At 69.5% G+C, this 13,929-nt stretch carries 14 protein-coding genes and 1 pseudogene; 9 read left to right on the forward strand and 6 right to left on the reverse strand.

Annotated elements, in window-relative coordinates:
* Positions 1 to 45 precede the first annotated feature (45 nt).
* A complete protein-coding gene (lgt, locus tag I5I_RS11545; RefSeq protein ID WP_036319567.1) occupies positions 46 to 960 on the reverse strand; it encodes a prolipoprotein diacylglyceryl transferase in 915 nt (304 codons plus the stop codon).
* A gap of 41 nt (positions 961 to 1,001) precedes the next feature.
* Positions 1,002 to 2,222 (reverse strand): ROK family protein, encoded by a 1,221-nt coding sequence (locus tag I5I_RS11550; RefSeq protein WP_036319568.1) that lies wholly within the window; start codon positions 2,220 to 2,222, stop codon positions 1,002 to 1,004.
* Positions 2,223 to 2,341: 119 nt separating this feature from the next.
* Between I5I_RS11550 and I5I_RS11555 the strand changes: the two genes are divergently transcribed.
* The 5 genes from I5I_RS11555 to I5I_RS11575 all read left to right on the forward strand — a co-directional run bounded on the left by I5I_RS11555 (position 2,342) and on the right by I5I_RS11575 (position 7,648).
* The gene (locus I5I_RS11555; RefSeq protein ID WP_036319598.1) at positions 2,342 to 3,646 is read left to right on the forward strand and encodes an ABC transporter substrate-binding protein; all 1,305 of its coding nucleotides are present in this window, start codon (positions 2,342 to 2,344) and stop codon (positions 3,644 to 3,646) included.
* Positions 3,643 to 4,551: a carbohydrate ABC transporter permease gene (locus tag I5I_RS11560; protein WP_036319569.1), complete on the forward strand. Its 909-nt coding sequence runs from the start codon at positions 3,643 to 3,645 to the stop codon at positions 4,549 to 4,551. The genes I5I_RS11555 and I5I_RS11560 overlap by 4 nt, the downstream gene beginning before the upstream one ends.
* Positions 4,551 to 5,459, forward strand: a complete 909-nt coding sequence (locus I5I_RS11565) for a carbohydrate ABC transporter permease (protein ID WP_036319570.1) — start codon at positions 4,551 to 4,553, stop codon at positions 5,457 to 5,459. The genes I5I_RS11560 and I5I_RS11565 overlap by 1 nt, the downstream gene beginning before the upstream one ends.
* 55 nt (positions 5,460 to 5,514) lie before the next feature.
* The gene (locus tag I5I_RS11570) at positions 5,515 to 7,209 is read left to right on the forward strand and encodes a glycoside hydrolase family 13 protein (protein WP_036319571.1); all 1,695 of its coding nucleotides are present in this window, start codon (positions 5,515 to 5,517) and stop codon (positions 7,207 to 7,209) included.
* Between the two features lie 103 nt (positions 7,210 to 7,312).
* Positions 7,313 to 7,648 (forward strand): hypothetical protein, encoded by a 336-nt coding sequence (locus tag I5I_RS11575; RefSeq protein ID WP_036319572.1) that lies wholly within the window; start codon positions 7,313 to 7,315, stop codon positions 7,646 to 7,648.
* Between the two features lie 3 nt (positions 7,649 to 7,651).
* Here I5I_RS11575 and I5I_RS11580 read toward each other — a convergent pair whose 3' ends face one another.
* Positions 7,652 to 8,272 (reverse strand): TMEM175 family protein, encoded by a 621-nt coding sequence (locus I5I_RS11580; RefSeq protein WP_036319573.1) that lies wholly within the window; start codon positions 8,270 to 8,272, stop codon positions 7,652 to 7,654.
* Positions 8,273 to 8,347: 75 nt separating this feature from the next.
* Between I5I_RS11580 and I5I_RS11585 the strand changes: the two genes are divergently transcribed.
* A complete protein-coding gene (locus tag I5I_RS11585) occupies positions 8,348 to 9,025 on the forward strand; it encodes a hypothetical protein (RefSeq protein WP_036319574.1) in 678 nt (225 codons plus the stop codon).
* 77 nt (positions 9,026 to 9,102) lie between these two features.
* On the forward strand, positions 9,103 to 10,611 hold the full coding sequence (locus I5I_RS11590; protein WP_083868012.1) for an SDR family NAD(P)-dependent oxidoreductase: 1,509 nt from the start codon (positions 9,103 to 9,105) through the stop codon (positions 10,609 to 10,611).
* Between the two features lie 22 nt (positions 10,612 to 10,633).
* Here the strand turns inward: I5I_RS11590 and I5I_RS11595 are convergent, their stop codons facing one another.
* A complete protein-coding gene (locus I5I_RS11595; protein ID WP_036319575.1) occupies positions 10,634 to 11,056 on the reverse strand; it encodes an NUDIX hydrolase in 423 nt (140 codons plus the stop codon).
* Positions 11,057 to 11,137: 81 nt separating this feature from the next.
* On the opposite strand from I5I_RS11595, the gene I5I_RS11600 reads away from it, so the two are divergent.
* Positions 11,138 to 11,812, forward strand: a complete 675-nt coding sequence (locus I5I_RS11600) for a Type 1 glutamine amidotransferase-like domain-containing protein (RefSeq protein ID WP_036319576.1) — start codon at positions 11,138 to 11,140, stop codon at positions 11,810 to 11,812.
* Positions 11,813 to 11,837: 25 nt separating this feature from the next.
* Here I5I_RS11600 and I5I_RS11605 read toward each other — a convergent pair whose 3' ends face one another.
* Positions 11,838 to 12,887 (reverse strand): zinc-binding dehydrogenase, encoded by a 1,050-nt coding sequence (locus I5I_RS11605; RefSeq protein ID WP_204365826.1) that lies wholly within the window; start codon positions 12,885 to 12,887, stop codon positions 11,838 to 11,840.
* Between the two features lie 155 nt (positions 12,888 to 13,042).
* On the opposite strand from I5I_RS11605, the gene I5I_RS17165 reads away from it, so the two are divergent.
* The gene (locus I5I_RS17165) at positions 13,043 to 13,642 is read left to right on the forward strand and encodes a hypothetical protein (RefSeq protein ID WP_036319577.1); all 600 of its coding nucleotides are present in this window, start codon (positions 13,043 to 13,045) and stop codon (positions 13,640 to 13,642) included.
* Here the strand turns inward: I5I_RS17165 and I5I_RS16485 are convergent.
* Positions 13,637 to 13,846: pseudogene (locus tag I5I_RS16485) on the reverse strand (nucleoside-diphosphate kinase); the annotation flags it as partial. The gene I5I_RS17165 and the pseudogene I5I_RS16485 overlap by 6 nt on opposite strands.
* Positions 13,847 to 13,929: the final 83 nt, after the last annotated feature.

Genomic DNA, 13,929 nt, shown 5'->3' on the forward strand with positions numbered 1-13,929 from the left:
CCCGCGGGACGCGTCCACGTCACCCCCGCTGCGGGGCGGCGCTCGTCACGACGGCTGCGGTGCGTCCTCGCGGGTCACGGCGAGCTTCTCGGCATCCTGTCGTTGCTGCTCCGCGGCGGTGAACGGCGACGTGTCGGGCTCGCCACGATGGCGCACCGTCTGCACGACGAAGATCGCGACGCCCAGCAGCACGACGGCGAACGAGGCCCAGATGTTCGCCGGGATGCCGAGGGGTGCATCGCTCGTGGGATCGATGCGGATCGCCTCCAGCCAGCTGCGGCCCAGCCCATACCAGATGAAGTACGACGCGATGCTGCGGCCCCAGCCGAGACGCACTCTGCGCTCGAGGACGATGATCAGCGCGGCACCGACGAGGTTCCAGATCATCTCGTAGAGGAACAGCGGATGGAACAGCGTGCCCGGCGCGACCCCGGCGGGGAACATCGGCGCGTCGGGGGAGATCTCCAGGCCCCACGGAAGGGTCGTCGGCAGCCCGAACAGTTCCTGATTGAAGTAGTTGCCGAGTCGTCCGATGGCCTGCGCGACCAGCAGGGCCGGCGCGAGCGCGTCGGCGAAGGCGAAGAAGCGGATGCCGGCGCGCCGCGTGGCGATGTAGATGCCGATCGCGCCGCCGATCATCGAGCCGTAGATCGCGTTGCCGCCGTCCCAGATGGCGACGACGGCCCACGGGTTGTCGCCGGGCGCGAAGTAGTCGCCCATGTGCGTGAGCACGTGGTAGATCCGCGCCGCGACGATGCCCAGCGGCACCGTCCACAGTGCGACATCGATCACGGTTCCCGCCGGCACTCCGCGCGCCCGCAGCCGTCGTTCGGTGATGATGACGGCGGCGATGATTCCCGCGATGATGCACAGCGCGTAGACGTGGATCGTCAGCGGGCCGATGTGAAAGCTGGACCAGCTGAGGTCGGGGCTCGGGATACTCAGGTGCACGCCCGACATTATGCGCCTGCCGGGTATGAGACGTCCCGGCGTGGCGGTGGTCAGTCGGCGCGAGTGGCGCGGGCGACGCGGCGGGGCAGGGCGGTCGAGCGTGCGCTGTCGCGGGCTCGGGCGAGCGCTCCCCGGATCACCACGTCGCCGCCCAGGTGCGAGCGCAGCAGCGTCGGCGCGGGCAGGTGGATCTGGGCGGCGAGCGTGCGCTGGGCGGCGTCGAGCACCGGCTGGATGCCGTCGGCGATGGCTCCGCAGACGATGACACGCTCGGGGTCGAACATGTTGCCGAGCACGCCCACGATGCGCGCGAGCACGCGGCCGATCGCATCGGTGATCTCGATCGCCAGAGGATCGCCGCCGGCGGCGAGCTCCAGCACGTCGCGGCCGCGCACCTGCGCGGGGTCCATGGCAGCGAGTCCGCGGCGCTCGGTCGTTTCGGTCTCCGCCTTGGCGATGGCTTCGCGCGCGAGGCGTTCGAGAGTCGGTCCGAGACCGAACGCGGAATCCACATCGCGGATGAAGTCGAAGGCGAACATCTCGCCGACACCGCCGTGAGCGCCGTGCAGCAGGTGGCCGTCGACCACGACGCCGGCCCCGAGGCGCTCGCCGGCCAGCAGCGCGACGTAGTCGCGGCATCCCACGGCCTCGCCCGCGGTGCCTTCGGCTGCCGCCGCCAGCTGCGCGTCGTTCTTCACTTCGACGACGTCGGCTTCGTCGCCCAGCGCATCGATCAGACCCGGGTTCGTGCGCTCCCAGAATCCCTCCGGGTGCGGCGGTGACTGCCCCTGCAGCGTGACGGGGGCGGCCACTCCCACACACAGGGAGAGCACGTCGTCGCGGGCCACGCCGCCCTCGGCGAGCGTCGCACGCAGGTGCGCGACGATCGTGTCGCGGCGCTCGTCGACGCTCTGGGCGGGCGAGAGCGCGATCTGGCGCCGCAGCAGCACCTCACCGGAAAGGTCGGACACGGCCGCGGTCAGGTGCGTGTCGCCGGCGTCGAGCGCCGCGACGACGCCGGCGTCGTCGCGCAAGCGGAAGCGCCGCGCGGGCCGGCCTGCGCGGTATTCGCCGGCATCTCGCGCGTTGGGAAGCTCCTGCAGCACCCCGGCGGCGATGAGCGTGTCGATGGCCTCGATCGCGGTGGAACGAGTGAGCGAGGCTGCGCGCATCGCCTCGGTGGCGGTGAAGGTGCCGGCATCCCACGCGAAGTCGAGCACTCCGTCGACGCTGGCGCGACCGGTGCCCGTGTCGAGGACCGTCTGACTCACTCTTGACCTTTCCGCAGGTGTTCTGTCAGAGTATTGCCGAACAGTTGATTCGACCACTAAATCTACTCAAAGTCGAATCTGGAAAGGCGGCCACGATGCCGTCGGACGGAAGGACGAAGGTGTCTGTGAGAACCTCACGAGCGCTCCGGGCGGTGGCCGCCGGATTCGCTCTCGTGCTGGCGGGGAGCCTGCTCTCCGGCTGCAGCAGCGACGGCCGCGAGACGATCCGCTTCACCTTCAGCAAGCGCGAGGCCCTCGATTTCATGAACGGCGTGGTCGACGCGTACAACGCGTCGCAGGACCGCGTGCGCGTCGAGATGGACACCTCCGGCGTCGACGTCGTCTCGGCGAGTTTCGTCCGTGGCAACCCGCCCGACATCATGCTCGCCAACTACAACTACGAGACCGCGCGGTTCGTCCAGCGCTGTGCACTCAGCGACCTCACCGGCACCACGGCCGCCTCCACGACCCGCGACGACCTCCGCGGCCTGATGGATCAGTACGGCTCGTGCCCCGGGCGCATCAGTGCGCTGCCCTACTCGGTGATGGCGGCATCCGTCATCTACAACAAAGACCTGTTCGCGGAGGCCGGGGTCGATGTCCCCACGACGTGGGACGAGCTGCTCGCCGCCTGCGCGAAGCTGAAGGCGGCCGGCATCACCCCGTTCTACGCGACCTTCAAAGACGACTGGACGGTCGGCCAGGGCTGGTACGACTACGCGGTGGGCGGCGCGGTCGACGTCGTCGACTTCTTCAACCGGCTCGCGGCAGAAGGCGCCGACGTCGGGCCCGACTCGGCGACCTCGTTCGAGAAGGACTTCTCCTCGCCCGTGGAGAAGATGACCCAGCTCACGTCGCAGTTCGTCAACACCGACGCGCCCAGCCGCGGCTACGGCGACGGCAACCTCGCCTTCGCGAAGGGCGAGGCGGCGATGTACCTGCAGGGTCCGTGGGCGTTCAGCGAGATCGCGAAGACCTCGCCCGACATGAACCTCGGCACGTTCCCGCTGCCGATGACCGACGACCCGTCCGATCGCCGCGTGCGCGTCAACATGGACCTCGCCGCGATGATCCCCGAAGGCTCACGGCACAAGGATGCCGCGCGCGACTTCCTCGAGTACCTCTACCGTCCCCAGACCATCGAGGCGTACAACACGTCGCAGCTCGGCTTCACTCCCACGAAGGATGCGCCCGCGCCCGACGACCCGCGCATCGCGGGCATGATCCCCTTCTACACGGCGGGCAAGGTCTACCAGGGGCCGTCGGTGCTGGTGCCCAAGACGATCCCCGTCTTCAACTACGTGCAGGCCGTCGTGCTCGGCGCGAGCCCCCAGGGCACCCTCCGCACGATGGATGCCGACTGGGCGCGCCTCGCCTTCCGCGCCCCCGCCCCCACGACCGAGACAGAGGAGTCCGGGCAATGACCACGTCCACGATCGTCACCGCCGGTGACCGCACGGCGCGCCGCAGCCACCGCCGTGTCGAGCCGATCTACTACCTGTTCCTGCTGCCGAGCCTCGTGCTGTTCACGCTGGCGATCACGGTGCCGGGCGTCGTGGGGATCTTCTTCAGCTTCACCGATTCGATCGGCATCGGCGAGTGGCACTTCACAGGACTGACCAACTACATCGCGATGTTCAGCGACCCGGCGATCCTGCAGAGCTACCTCTTCACCATCGGGTTCTCCATCGCGACCGTGCTCGTCGTCAATGTGGTGGCGTTCCTGCTCGCGGTCGGCCTCACCGCCCGCATCCGGATGAAGACCGCCCTTCGGACCGTCTTCGTGATCCCGATGGTCATCTCGGGCATCATCATCGCCTACGTCTTCAACTTCCTGTTCTCGAACTCGCTTCCGGCGCTGGGGGAGTCGCTCGGCATCCCGGCGCTGTCGACGAGCCTGCTCGCCAACCCCGACCTCGCGTGGGTGGCGATCGTGCTCGTCACGGCCTGGCAGGCCATTCCCGGCACGCTTCTCATCTACATCGCGGGGCTGCTCGCCGTGCCGGGTGACGTGTACGAGGCCGCGGCGCTCGACGGCGCCTCCAAGGGTCAGCAGCTCGTGCGCATCACCCTGCCCCTGGTCGCGGGGTACGTCGTGATCAACATCATCCTCGGCTTCAAGGGCTTCTTGAACGCCTACGACATCATCGTGGGCCTCACCAACGGAGGCCCCGGAACGGCCACCCGCAGCGTCGCGATGACGATCATCGCGGGCTTCAACGGCGGCGACTACGCCTACCAGATGGCCAACGCGACCATCTTCTTCGTCGTCGCCATCCTCATCTCCCTGCTCCAGCTCTCGCTGACTCGCGGAAGGAACGCCTTCTGATGTCCACCCAACCCGCCCTCGTCGTCGAGGATGCCGCGGCCTTCGCGCCCGCGGACGACCGCCGTCGCAAGAGTCCCACCACCCGCGGTGAGCGTGTCAGCTGGTCGACGACGATCATCCTGATCCTCTGCGCTGTCACCGTGCTGCTGCCGCTGTACGTCACGATCTCGATGTCGCTGAAGACCACCGCTCAAGCCGTCGACGGCAACGCGTTCTCGTTGCCGGCGCCGTTCAGCTTCGACGGCTTCGTCGAGGCGTGGAACCTCACGAAGTTCCCGGTCGGGGCGGGCATCTCCCTGTTGGTGACCGCAGGCACCGTCATCGCCACGATCCTGCTGGCCGCGTTCGCGTCGTACGCGATCGTGCGCAACTGGGACCGCCGGCTGTTCCGCTACTCCTTCTTCTATCTGCTGGCGGCGATGTTCATCCCCTTCCCGGTCGTCGCGCTGCCGCAGATCCAGCTGACCGGCCGCGTCGGCCTGGACAACCCGTTCGGGGTCATCATCCTCGCCACGATGTTCCAGCTGAGCTTCAGCGTGCTGCTGTTCACCGCGTTCCTGCGGTCGATTCCGCTCGAGCTGGAAGAGAGCGCGCGCATCGACGGCGCGACGACGTGGCAGACGTTCTGGAAGCTCATCTTCCCGCTGCTCGCACCCATGAGCGCGACCGTCGGCATCTTCGCGTTCCTCTACGCCTGGAACGACTTCATGATGCCGTCGCTGATCATCTCCGACCCCGCCCTGCAGACGCTGCCCGTGCGCCAGAACCTCTTCCAGACGCAGTTCAGCAACAACTACAACGTGTCGTTCGCCTCGTACCTCATGGCGATGGCGCCCGCGATCCTTGCCTACCTCTTCACCCAGCGCTGGGTGATGGAAGGTGTGACCCAGGGCGCCGTCAAGGGCTGACGCCCGCGCCGCCGCCCGGCCCCCCGAACCTGACCCCGACTCCGAAAGGTCCCGCATGTCCGCCGTGCTCTCCGCCTCCGACCGCCTCGAGCTCTCCCGCCCGGAGGATCGTGACTGGTGGCGCCAAGCCGTCGTCTACCAGGTCTATCCCCGCAGTTTCGCCGATGCCGACGGCGACGGCATCGGCGACCTCCGCGGCATCCTGTCGCGGGTCGACTACCTCGCCGAACTCGGGGTGGATGCCGTGTGGCTGAGTCCCTTCTACCCGTCCGAGCTCGCCGACGGGGGGTACGACGTGGCCGACTACCGCGACGTCGACCCGCGGTTGGGGACGCTGGCCGATTTCGACGAGCTCGTCGCGGCACTGCACGAGCGCGGCATCCGCATCGTCGTCGACATCGTGCCCAATCACACCTCCGACCGGCACGCATGGTTCCAGGAGGCGCTCGCCGCGGGCCGCGGATCGGCGGCGCGGGGGCGCTACATCTTCCGTGAGGGCAGCGGCCCCGATGGATCCGAACCGCCCACGGACTGGACCGCCGCGTTCGGCGGATCGACGTGGGAGCGGGTCGCCGACGGACAGTGGTACCTGCACAGCTTCGCGATCGAGCAGCCCGACCTCGACTGGAACAATCCCGAGGTGCGCGAGGACTTCCTCACGACGCTGCGGTTCTGGTCGGATCGCGGGGTCGACGGGTTCCGCATCGACGTCGCGCACATGCTGACGAAGGATCTGACCGAGCCGCTGCCGTCCGCCGCCGAGCTCGCCGCGCTGCCCGTCGACGGCTCGCATCCGCTGCTCGACCGCGATGACGTGCACGAGATCTACGCCGAGTGGCGCCGCGTGTTCGACTCGTACGACCCGCCGCGCACGGCGGTGGCCGAGGCTTGGGTCGCGTCCGACCGCGTGCCGAAGTACGCGAGCCCGGAGAGTCTGGGCCAGTCGTTCAACTTCGACCTGCTGCGCGCGTCGTTCGACGCCGGCGAGTTCCGCCAGATCGTGTCCGACAACATCGCCCTCGCGGCCCGCTCGGGCTCATCGAGCACCTGGGTGCTGTCGAACCACGACGTGTTCCGTCACGCCACCCGCTACGCGCTGCCGCGGGCGGAGGAGGTCGAGGGCGCGGTGCCCAATCGGCACGGTGGCGGCTGGCTCGAGGCCGGCGCCGACGAGGCCGTCATCGATCGCGCCGGTGGCCTTCGCCGCGCGCGTGCGGCGTCGCTGTTCCTGCTCGGACTGCCGGGGTCGGCATACCTCTATCAGGGCGAGGAGCTGGGCTTGCACGAGGTGGCGGAGATCCCCGCCGACCAGCGCCAGGACCCCACCTTCTTCCGCACCCACCAGGAGCAGTACGGACGCGACGGATGCCGCGTGCCGCTGCCGTGGACCCGCGAGGGCTCCTCGTTCGGTTTCGGGTCGGGGGGTGCGCACCTGCCGCAACCGTCATGGTTCGCGGACGCGTCGGTCGAGGCGGAGGAGAGCGACCCGGCATCCACCCTCTCGCTCTACCGCCGGGCCCTCGCCCTGCGGCACGAGCTGCTCGCGCCGGAGCGCCTGGAGTGGGTCGAGACCGGCCGCGACGATGTGCTGCGCTTCCGCCGCCCGAACGGGTGGGAGGTGGTGACCGTGTTCGGCTCCGCACCGCTCGCGCTGTCGCTCGCGCCGGGGCAGCGCGTCGTGCTGTCGAGCGCACCGGTCGACGGCGAGACCGTGCCGGGAGAGACGACCGTCTGGATCACAGGGGGCTGATCCGGCGGCGCGGGCTGCGGGTCGCGTGGCCGGGCAACGCGCGGTACGGGAACGATGTGTTCAACGGGAGCGTGGCGTCGACCGACAACGGCAGACTGATCGGATGAGCACGAAGTCAGGTAGGAGCGCCGCGGCATCCGTTCTTGCCGTCGCGATCATCCCGGTCGTCGTTTTCGCGATCACGGCTGCGATCTGGGTGGGGAGCACGATCTTCGCCGGAGGGGTGTGCGCAGATCACTGCGATTGGGTCGGCGCCCAGGGCGCCGGCATGATCTACTACGGCATCGCGGCTCTCATGTTTCTCTGCACCGCCGCCACGGCTCTCTTCGCGTGGCGGATGGAGAAGGATCTCACCTGGGTTCCGCTCGCCGCCAGCGCGGGCACCGTGGCGGGGCTGTTGATAGCGCTCAGACTCTTCCAGACGGCGATGGGATCCTAAGCGTCAGCGCGACCCGCGATTCAGCAGGGGGCCGAGGGGGATCTCCAGCAGCAGGACGAGCAGCCAGAGAGCGCCATACTGAGGAAACAGCAGCACGAGCACGAGTGCGACCGCCATCAGGATCGCGCCGATCCAGTGCGTCAGCGGGGGTGCGGGTGCACGGTCGCTCAGTCCCACCCGCTGCAGCGCGACCGCCTGCACGCGCAGGATCACTCCGCCCACCAGCATCGTTCCGACGTAGGCCCCCAGTCCGACCCGGTCTGTACCCGGCCCGGCGAGGTCGAGCGCCGTCGCGACCGGCAGGAAGACGATCGTCGCGAGCCAGAGGGTCTGCAGGCGGCCGACCAGGCGGGTGTAGCCACGGGCGTGCACGAACATCACGTGGTTGGCACGCCAGAAGGCCGCGATCACCACGAAGCTCAGCGCCGCGGAGATCATCCCGGTCACGTTGTCGGCGAAGAAGGCCGACGCCGACTCGGCATCCATCGCCTTATCCACCAGGGGCAGCACGACGAGAGTGATCGCGATCGCGACGACCGCGTCGCTGAACGCGACGAGGCGGTCGAGGGCCTTCTCGCCTTGAGCGGCCCCGTGGGCGCCATCGTCGATCTGGTCTTCGGACATGGCGCCAGGCTAGTGGGGCGGAGCGGCTGTGGAGAACTTCCGAGGCCGGCTCACGCGGATGGCTAGGATGCCGGGGTGACAACCTCCCGCCTCGCTTCCCGTACCGCCTTCGCCCTTCTCGTCGCCGCCGGAGCGCTCGCCCTCGCGGGATGCGCCGCCGGAAGCGGAACGGCGGCGGCGCCGTCGATGTCCGCGCCCGGAGCCATCGGCGGAGGTACGAGTGCACCGACGGACGGGGCGACCGACCCCGGCGATGGAGACGGCGACGGCGGAGGCAACAACGGCGGTGGCAGTGCGCCGTCCGCGCCGACGATGGCGCTCGCCGATGTGCTCGCCCGCTATCCCGACTGCGCCGCCATGGGCTCCGCGCTCGGCTCGGCGATCGACCGGCTCGAACTGAGCGACCAGAGCAACGAAGACGGCACCGTGCAGTGCGCCTGGAAGTCGACGATGGGCGACTACGCGAACACCGTTCTCGTCACGGTGACGACCAACAACGGGGCGGTCGACGTGCCCACGAAGGACGACATCGCCGCCATCGGGTCGGAGTACATCGCCGATGCGGCCGTCGAGGCTCGCGGTGGCATCGCCTACGGCACGAAATCCACCGGAGACCTGCGCATGTACGGCACGCTCGTCGACGTGCCGGGACTCGGCGTCTCGATCACCTCGGGCGCACTCAACGAAGACCCGCGCATCTTCGGCGCCCCGGCCGTCGCCGCGGCGAAGCAGCTGCTCGGTATCGCGGGCTGACGCGCGCCGCGGTCGCCTCCGCCCCCGACGTCTCGTCCGGTCGGGCTCGCGCTCAGCCGCGTCCGATAAAATCCCTCGTGCCCGAAACGCCTGCAGACACCGAGATCACCCCCGACCCGGACGACGCGGCGACCCCGGCTCCCATCGCGATCGACCCCCACGAGTTGGAGATCGCGCTGCGCGTCATCGACGCGGCATCCCTGCTCGATCGCGACGACCCCGCCTACATCGCCCTGCGTCGCCAGACCGGCAAGATGTACAAAGACGTCAAGCGGATGTCGCGCAAGGAGAAGCGCCAGCGCATCGCCGACGCCGACCGCGCGGTCGTCGCCGCCACCGCCACCGGAGCGCCCGACCGCATCGACGACGAGACCCGCGGCATCCCGCTCGCGGCCCGCACCGCGGCCCCGACCGCGGGGGAGCTCATCAAGCCCCGTGCCTGCTACATCTGCAAAGAGCAGTACACGACCGTCGACGCGTTCTACCACCAGCTGTGCCCCGACTGCGCGGCGATGAGTCACGCCAAGCGCGACGCCCGCACCGACCTCACCGGCCGGCGCGCTCTGCTCACCGGCGGCCGCGCGAAGATCGGCATGTACATCGCGCTGCGCCTGCTGCGTGATGGCGCCCACACGACCATCACGACCCGCTTCCCGCGCGACGCCGTCCGCCGCTTCTCGGCGCTGCCCGACAGCGGCGACTGGATCCACCGGCTCAAGATCGTCGGCATCGACCTGCGCGACCCCGCCCAGGTCATCGGCCTCGCGGATGCCGTCGCCGCCGACGGACCGCTGGACATCCTCATCAACAACGCGGCGCAGACCGTGCGCCGCTCCGCCGGGGCGTACAAGCCGCTCGTGGATGCCGAGCTCGCGCCGCTGCCGCAGGGACCGCTGCCCGAGCTGCTGACCTTCGGCCACACCAACGATGCGCATCCGCTCGCCCTGGCCCAGTCGGTGTCGAGCCACCCGATCCTCGCCGCCGCCGCGCGCACGGCCGAAGAGCTCACCGCCGAGGCGATGGCCGCCGGATCGTCGTCGCTCGAGCGTCTCGCGGCGGGCACCGCGATCGACGCCGGCGGCCTCATCCCCGATGAGAACCACATCAACAGCTGGACGCAGTCGGTCGAGCAGGTCGAGCCCCTCGAGATGCTCGAGGTGCAGCTCGCGAACATGACCGCGCCGTTCCTGCTCGTCTCGCGTCTGCGTCCCGCGATGGCGGCGTCACCGGCGCGGCGAAAGTACGTCGTGAACGTCTCGGCGATGGAGGGCGTGTTCGGTCGTGGCTACAAGGGCCCCGGACACCCGCACACCAACATGGCGAAGGCGGCCCTCAACATGCTCACGCGCACCAGCGCTCGCGAGATGTTCGAGACCGACGGCATCCTCATGACCGCCGTCGACACGGGGTGGATCACCGACGAGCGCCCGCATTACACGAAGGTGCGGCTCGCCGAGGAGGGCTTCCACGCCCCGCTCGACCTGGTCGACGGCGCCGCCCGCGTGTACGACCCGATCGTCCGTGGCGAGGCGGGCGAAGACCTCTTCGGCATCTTCCTCAAGGACTACCGCAAGAGCTCGTGGTGATCCGGGCGGCCGCCGCCGGCGCTCAGGCCTCGGGCAGGAAGTAGGCCGCGGCGAGAGGGGCGATCTCCAGAGCGGATGCCGCGGCCCGGTCGACCCAGCGGAGCTCCTCGATCTCGGCATCCGTCACGGGCTGCTGATCGCCGATCTCGACGCGGAAGACGTCGGCCACGACGGCGAAGCCCGGCTCGTTCGCGGCAGGGGCGGTGAACTCCCCGAGTGCGGTGAGGTCGCTCGGCTGCAGGCGCAGCCCGATCTCCTCGGCGAGCTCGCGGATGAGGGTCTGCGCCGCGTCCTCGCCCGCCTCCGGCTTGCCGCCCGGCTGCATGAACGCGGTCGTCCCCGCCTTGCGCACGAGCAGCAGCCGTCCGTCGACGTCGGTGATGACGGCCGCGGAAACACGGATGGAGCGGGCGGTCGCGGAATCGGGCGGCGGCGTCGAGGTCACCCTCGCACGCTAACACTGCACCGCCGGCAGGCGGAGGCTCACCCCCTGGCCGCGCGCCGCCGTACGCGATTGACTGTCCGCATGAAGCTCCTGCTGACCTCGGGCGGCGTCACGAACGACAGCATCCGCACCACTCTCGAAGACCTGCTCGGCAAACCCATCGCAGACAGCTCCGCGCTGTTCATCCCGACCGCGCAGTGGGGGCAGCCGATGTGCTCGCCGGAGACGGTGTGGCGTTCGACGGCGGGGCGGTGGCCCGGCGGCATCCACAGCCCCGTCGAGCTCGGGTGGCGTGCGGTCGGCGTCCTCGAGCTCACCGCCCTGCCGACGATCGCGCCCGAGCGATGGATGCCGTGGGTGCAGGAAGCCGATGCGCTTCTCGTCGACGGCGGCGAGGCGGTGTATCTGGCCGAATGGATCCGTCGGTCGGGACTGGCCGACCTCCTGCCGGAGCTGCATGAGACCGTCTGGGTCGGCATCAGCGCGGGCAGCATGGCCCTCACGCCGCGTATCGGACCGGAGTTCGTCGACCGGCATCCGGGCGGCACCGACGAGACGCTGGGACTGGTCGACTTCTCGATCTTCCCGCATCTGGACTATCCGGGCTGGACCGGAAACACGACCGCGGCGGCCCACCGGTGGGCGGAGGGCATCCGCGGTCGCGCGTACGCGATCGACGACCAGACGGCGATCCGTGTCGTCGACGGCGAGGTCGACGTGATCTCCGAGGGCACCTGGGAACTGCTCAACGCGTGAGCCTGCTGCCGGGCGCTTCGACGGCTCAGACCGTCAGCATCACCTTCAGCGCCTCTCGGGAGTCCATCGCGGCGTAGGCAGCGGGCGCCTCGTCGAGCGGCATGATGCGGTCGAACACGCGTCCCGGCTCGATCGTGCCGTCGAGCACGAGCGGAATCGCGTCGTCGAGGTAGGCGCGCACCGGGGCGACGCCGCCCGTCAGGGTGATGTTCTTGCCGAACAGCGAGGCGAAGCCCACCGGTGCGCTCTCGTACTGCGGCACGCCGACGCGCGAGATGACTCCGCCCGGACGCACGACGCCGTAGGACTGCTCGTACGCGGGCATGTGGCCGACCGCCTCGATCACCACGTGGCTGCCCTCGCCGTTCGTGAGGTCCATCACGCGGGCGATGCCCTCTGCGCCGCGCTCGGCGACGACGTCGGTCGCGCCGAACTCGACGCCCAGATCGGTGCGGTCGGTGTGGCGGCCCATGAGGATGATCCGCTCCGCGCCGAGGGTGCGGGCGGCGAGCACCGCCGACAGCCCCACGGCACCGTCGCCGACGACCGTGACGGTCTGGCCGGCGCGCACGCGGGCGAGGTGCGCGGCGTGATAGCCCGTCAGATACACGTCCGACAGTGTCAGCAGCGACGCCAGCAGGGAATCGGATGCCGCGTCGGGGTCGACGTCCGGCACGACGACGAGCGTGCCGTCCGCGTGCGGGATGAGGGCGCGCTCGGCCTGCAGGCCGCCGACGCGCCCGTTGCCGTAGAAGCCGCCGTGCTGGCAGGAGGTCTGGAACCCTTCGCGGCAGAAGACGCACGTGTTGTCGGAGTAGACGAAGGGCACGACGACGAAGTCACCGGGGCGCACCGTGTTGACGTCGGCGCCGGTCTCCTCGACGACGGCGATGAGCTCGTGCCCCATCCGCCGGCCCGTCGAACTCTCGGCCATCGAGTGATACGGGTGCAGGTCCGAGCCGCAGACGCACGCGCGGACGATGCGCACCACGGCATCGGTCGGCTGCTGGATGACGGGATCGGGGACGTTCTCGACGCGGACGTCTCCCGCGCCGAACATGACGGTTGCTCGCATGAGTACATTTCACGCCATCCGGGGTGCCCTTTCCATTATCCCGCGCGCAGGGGGACTTGCCGCAAGGCCCCCTGCGTGAGGCAGAATCGCAGGTCGCGTCGGCTTTTCGGCGCCAGAGGGGGAGTGGGATGCCGAGCGAAAAGTCTCAGGAAAGCGTGTTCGATCTTCCATCGCGGCTTCGGCGGAAGGCCGACTCCGCGCTCATCGACCGCGACGAACGACAGTTCGCGGCGATCGCGAGGGTGCTGGCCGCCGAGGTCGAGCGCACCGAGACGCGGCTGGTCGCGCTCCAGCACGAAGCCGTCAGCGGAGGCCAGCGCGCACTCGAACGCGATCTGGAGGTGCGGAGCCTGTCGGCGCGGTTGCGCATCCTTCGCCGGTTCGGCCTCGACGCGTGCATCGGTCGCATGGTCGACGAGGAGGGCATCGTCACCTACATCGGACGCTTCGGCCTCGCGGATGCCGCGGAGGAGCGGCTGCTGATGGACTGGCGGGCCCCGGCATCCGCGCCGTTCTTCGCCGCGACGGCGGCGCATCCGCTCGGGCTCACCAGTCGACGCCGGTATCGGTGGCGCGAGGGGCGCATCGTCGACTACTGGGACGAGGTGTTCGCCGACGACGGCATCGATCACCGCGCAGCCCTCGACGACCAGTCCGCCTTCATCGCCAGTCTCGGCGAGAGCCGGTCGCCGAAGATGCGCGACGTGCTGGCGACGATCCAGTCCGATCAGGACGCCATCATCCGCGCGCCCTGAGAGCATGAACTCGAGAAGCGGCTCGTAGAAGGGCTTCCCCGCGTGCTCGGCGTAGTGCTGCTCGAGGATGTCACGGTCGGGCTCGACCAGCTTGATGTCGACCAGGGCGTAGCCTTTGGCCTCGATGCGCGCGAGGATCGCTCCGGTCAGGCCGCGCGCCACGCCGTCGGGCTTGACGAGGACGAGGGTCTCTTCGGTGGGCATTTCAGTCTCCGTTCGTGACGTGCGGGGAAGCGCCTGCGCGGACCGCGTGGACTCTAGAGGATCCCCGGGACCGAGCTCAATTC

The sequence above is a fragment of the Microbacterium sp. B24 genome (genome assembly GCF_000333415.1).
Classification (GTDB): domain Bacteria; phylum Actinomycetota; class Actinomycetes; order Actinomycetales; family Microbacteriaceae; genus Microbacterium.

Excerpts from the sequence above, each read along its gene's own strand:
- I5I_RS11560 (WP_036319569.1), top strand. The coding sequence starts at position 3,643 with ATGACCACGTCCACGATCGTCACCGCCGGTGACCGCACGGCGCGCCGC.
- I5I_RS11575 (WP_036319572.1), top strand. The coding sequence starts at position 7,313 with ATGAGCACGAAGTCAGGTAGGAGCGCCGCGGCATCCGTTCTTGCCGTC.
- I5I_RS11580 (WP_036319573.1), bottom strand. The coding sequence starts at position 8,272 with ATGTCCGAAGACCAGATCGACGATGGCGCCCACGGGGCCGCTCAAGGC.
- I5I_RS11565 (WP_036319570.1), top strand. The coding sequence starts at position 4,551 with ATGTCCACCCAACCCGCCCTCGTCGTCGAGGATGCCGCGGCCTTCGCG.
- I5I_RS11570 (WP_036319571.1), top strand. The coding sequence starts at position 5,515 with ATGTCCGCCGTGCTCTCCGCCTCCGACCGCCTCGAGCTCTCCCGCCCG.
- I5I_RS11600 (WP_036319576.1), top strand. The coding sequence starts at position 11,138 with ATGAAGCTCCTGCTGACCTCGGGCGGCGTCACGAACGACAGCATCCGC.
- lgt (WP_036319567.1), bottom strand. The coding sequence starts at position 960 with ATGTCGGGCGTGCACCTGAGTATCCCGAGCCCCGACCTCAGCTGGTCC.
- I5I_RS11605 (WP_204365826.1), bottom strand. The coding sequence starts at position 12,887 with ATGCGAGCAACCGTCATGTTCGGCGCGGGAGACGTCCGCGTCGAGAAC.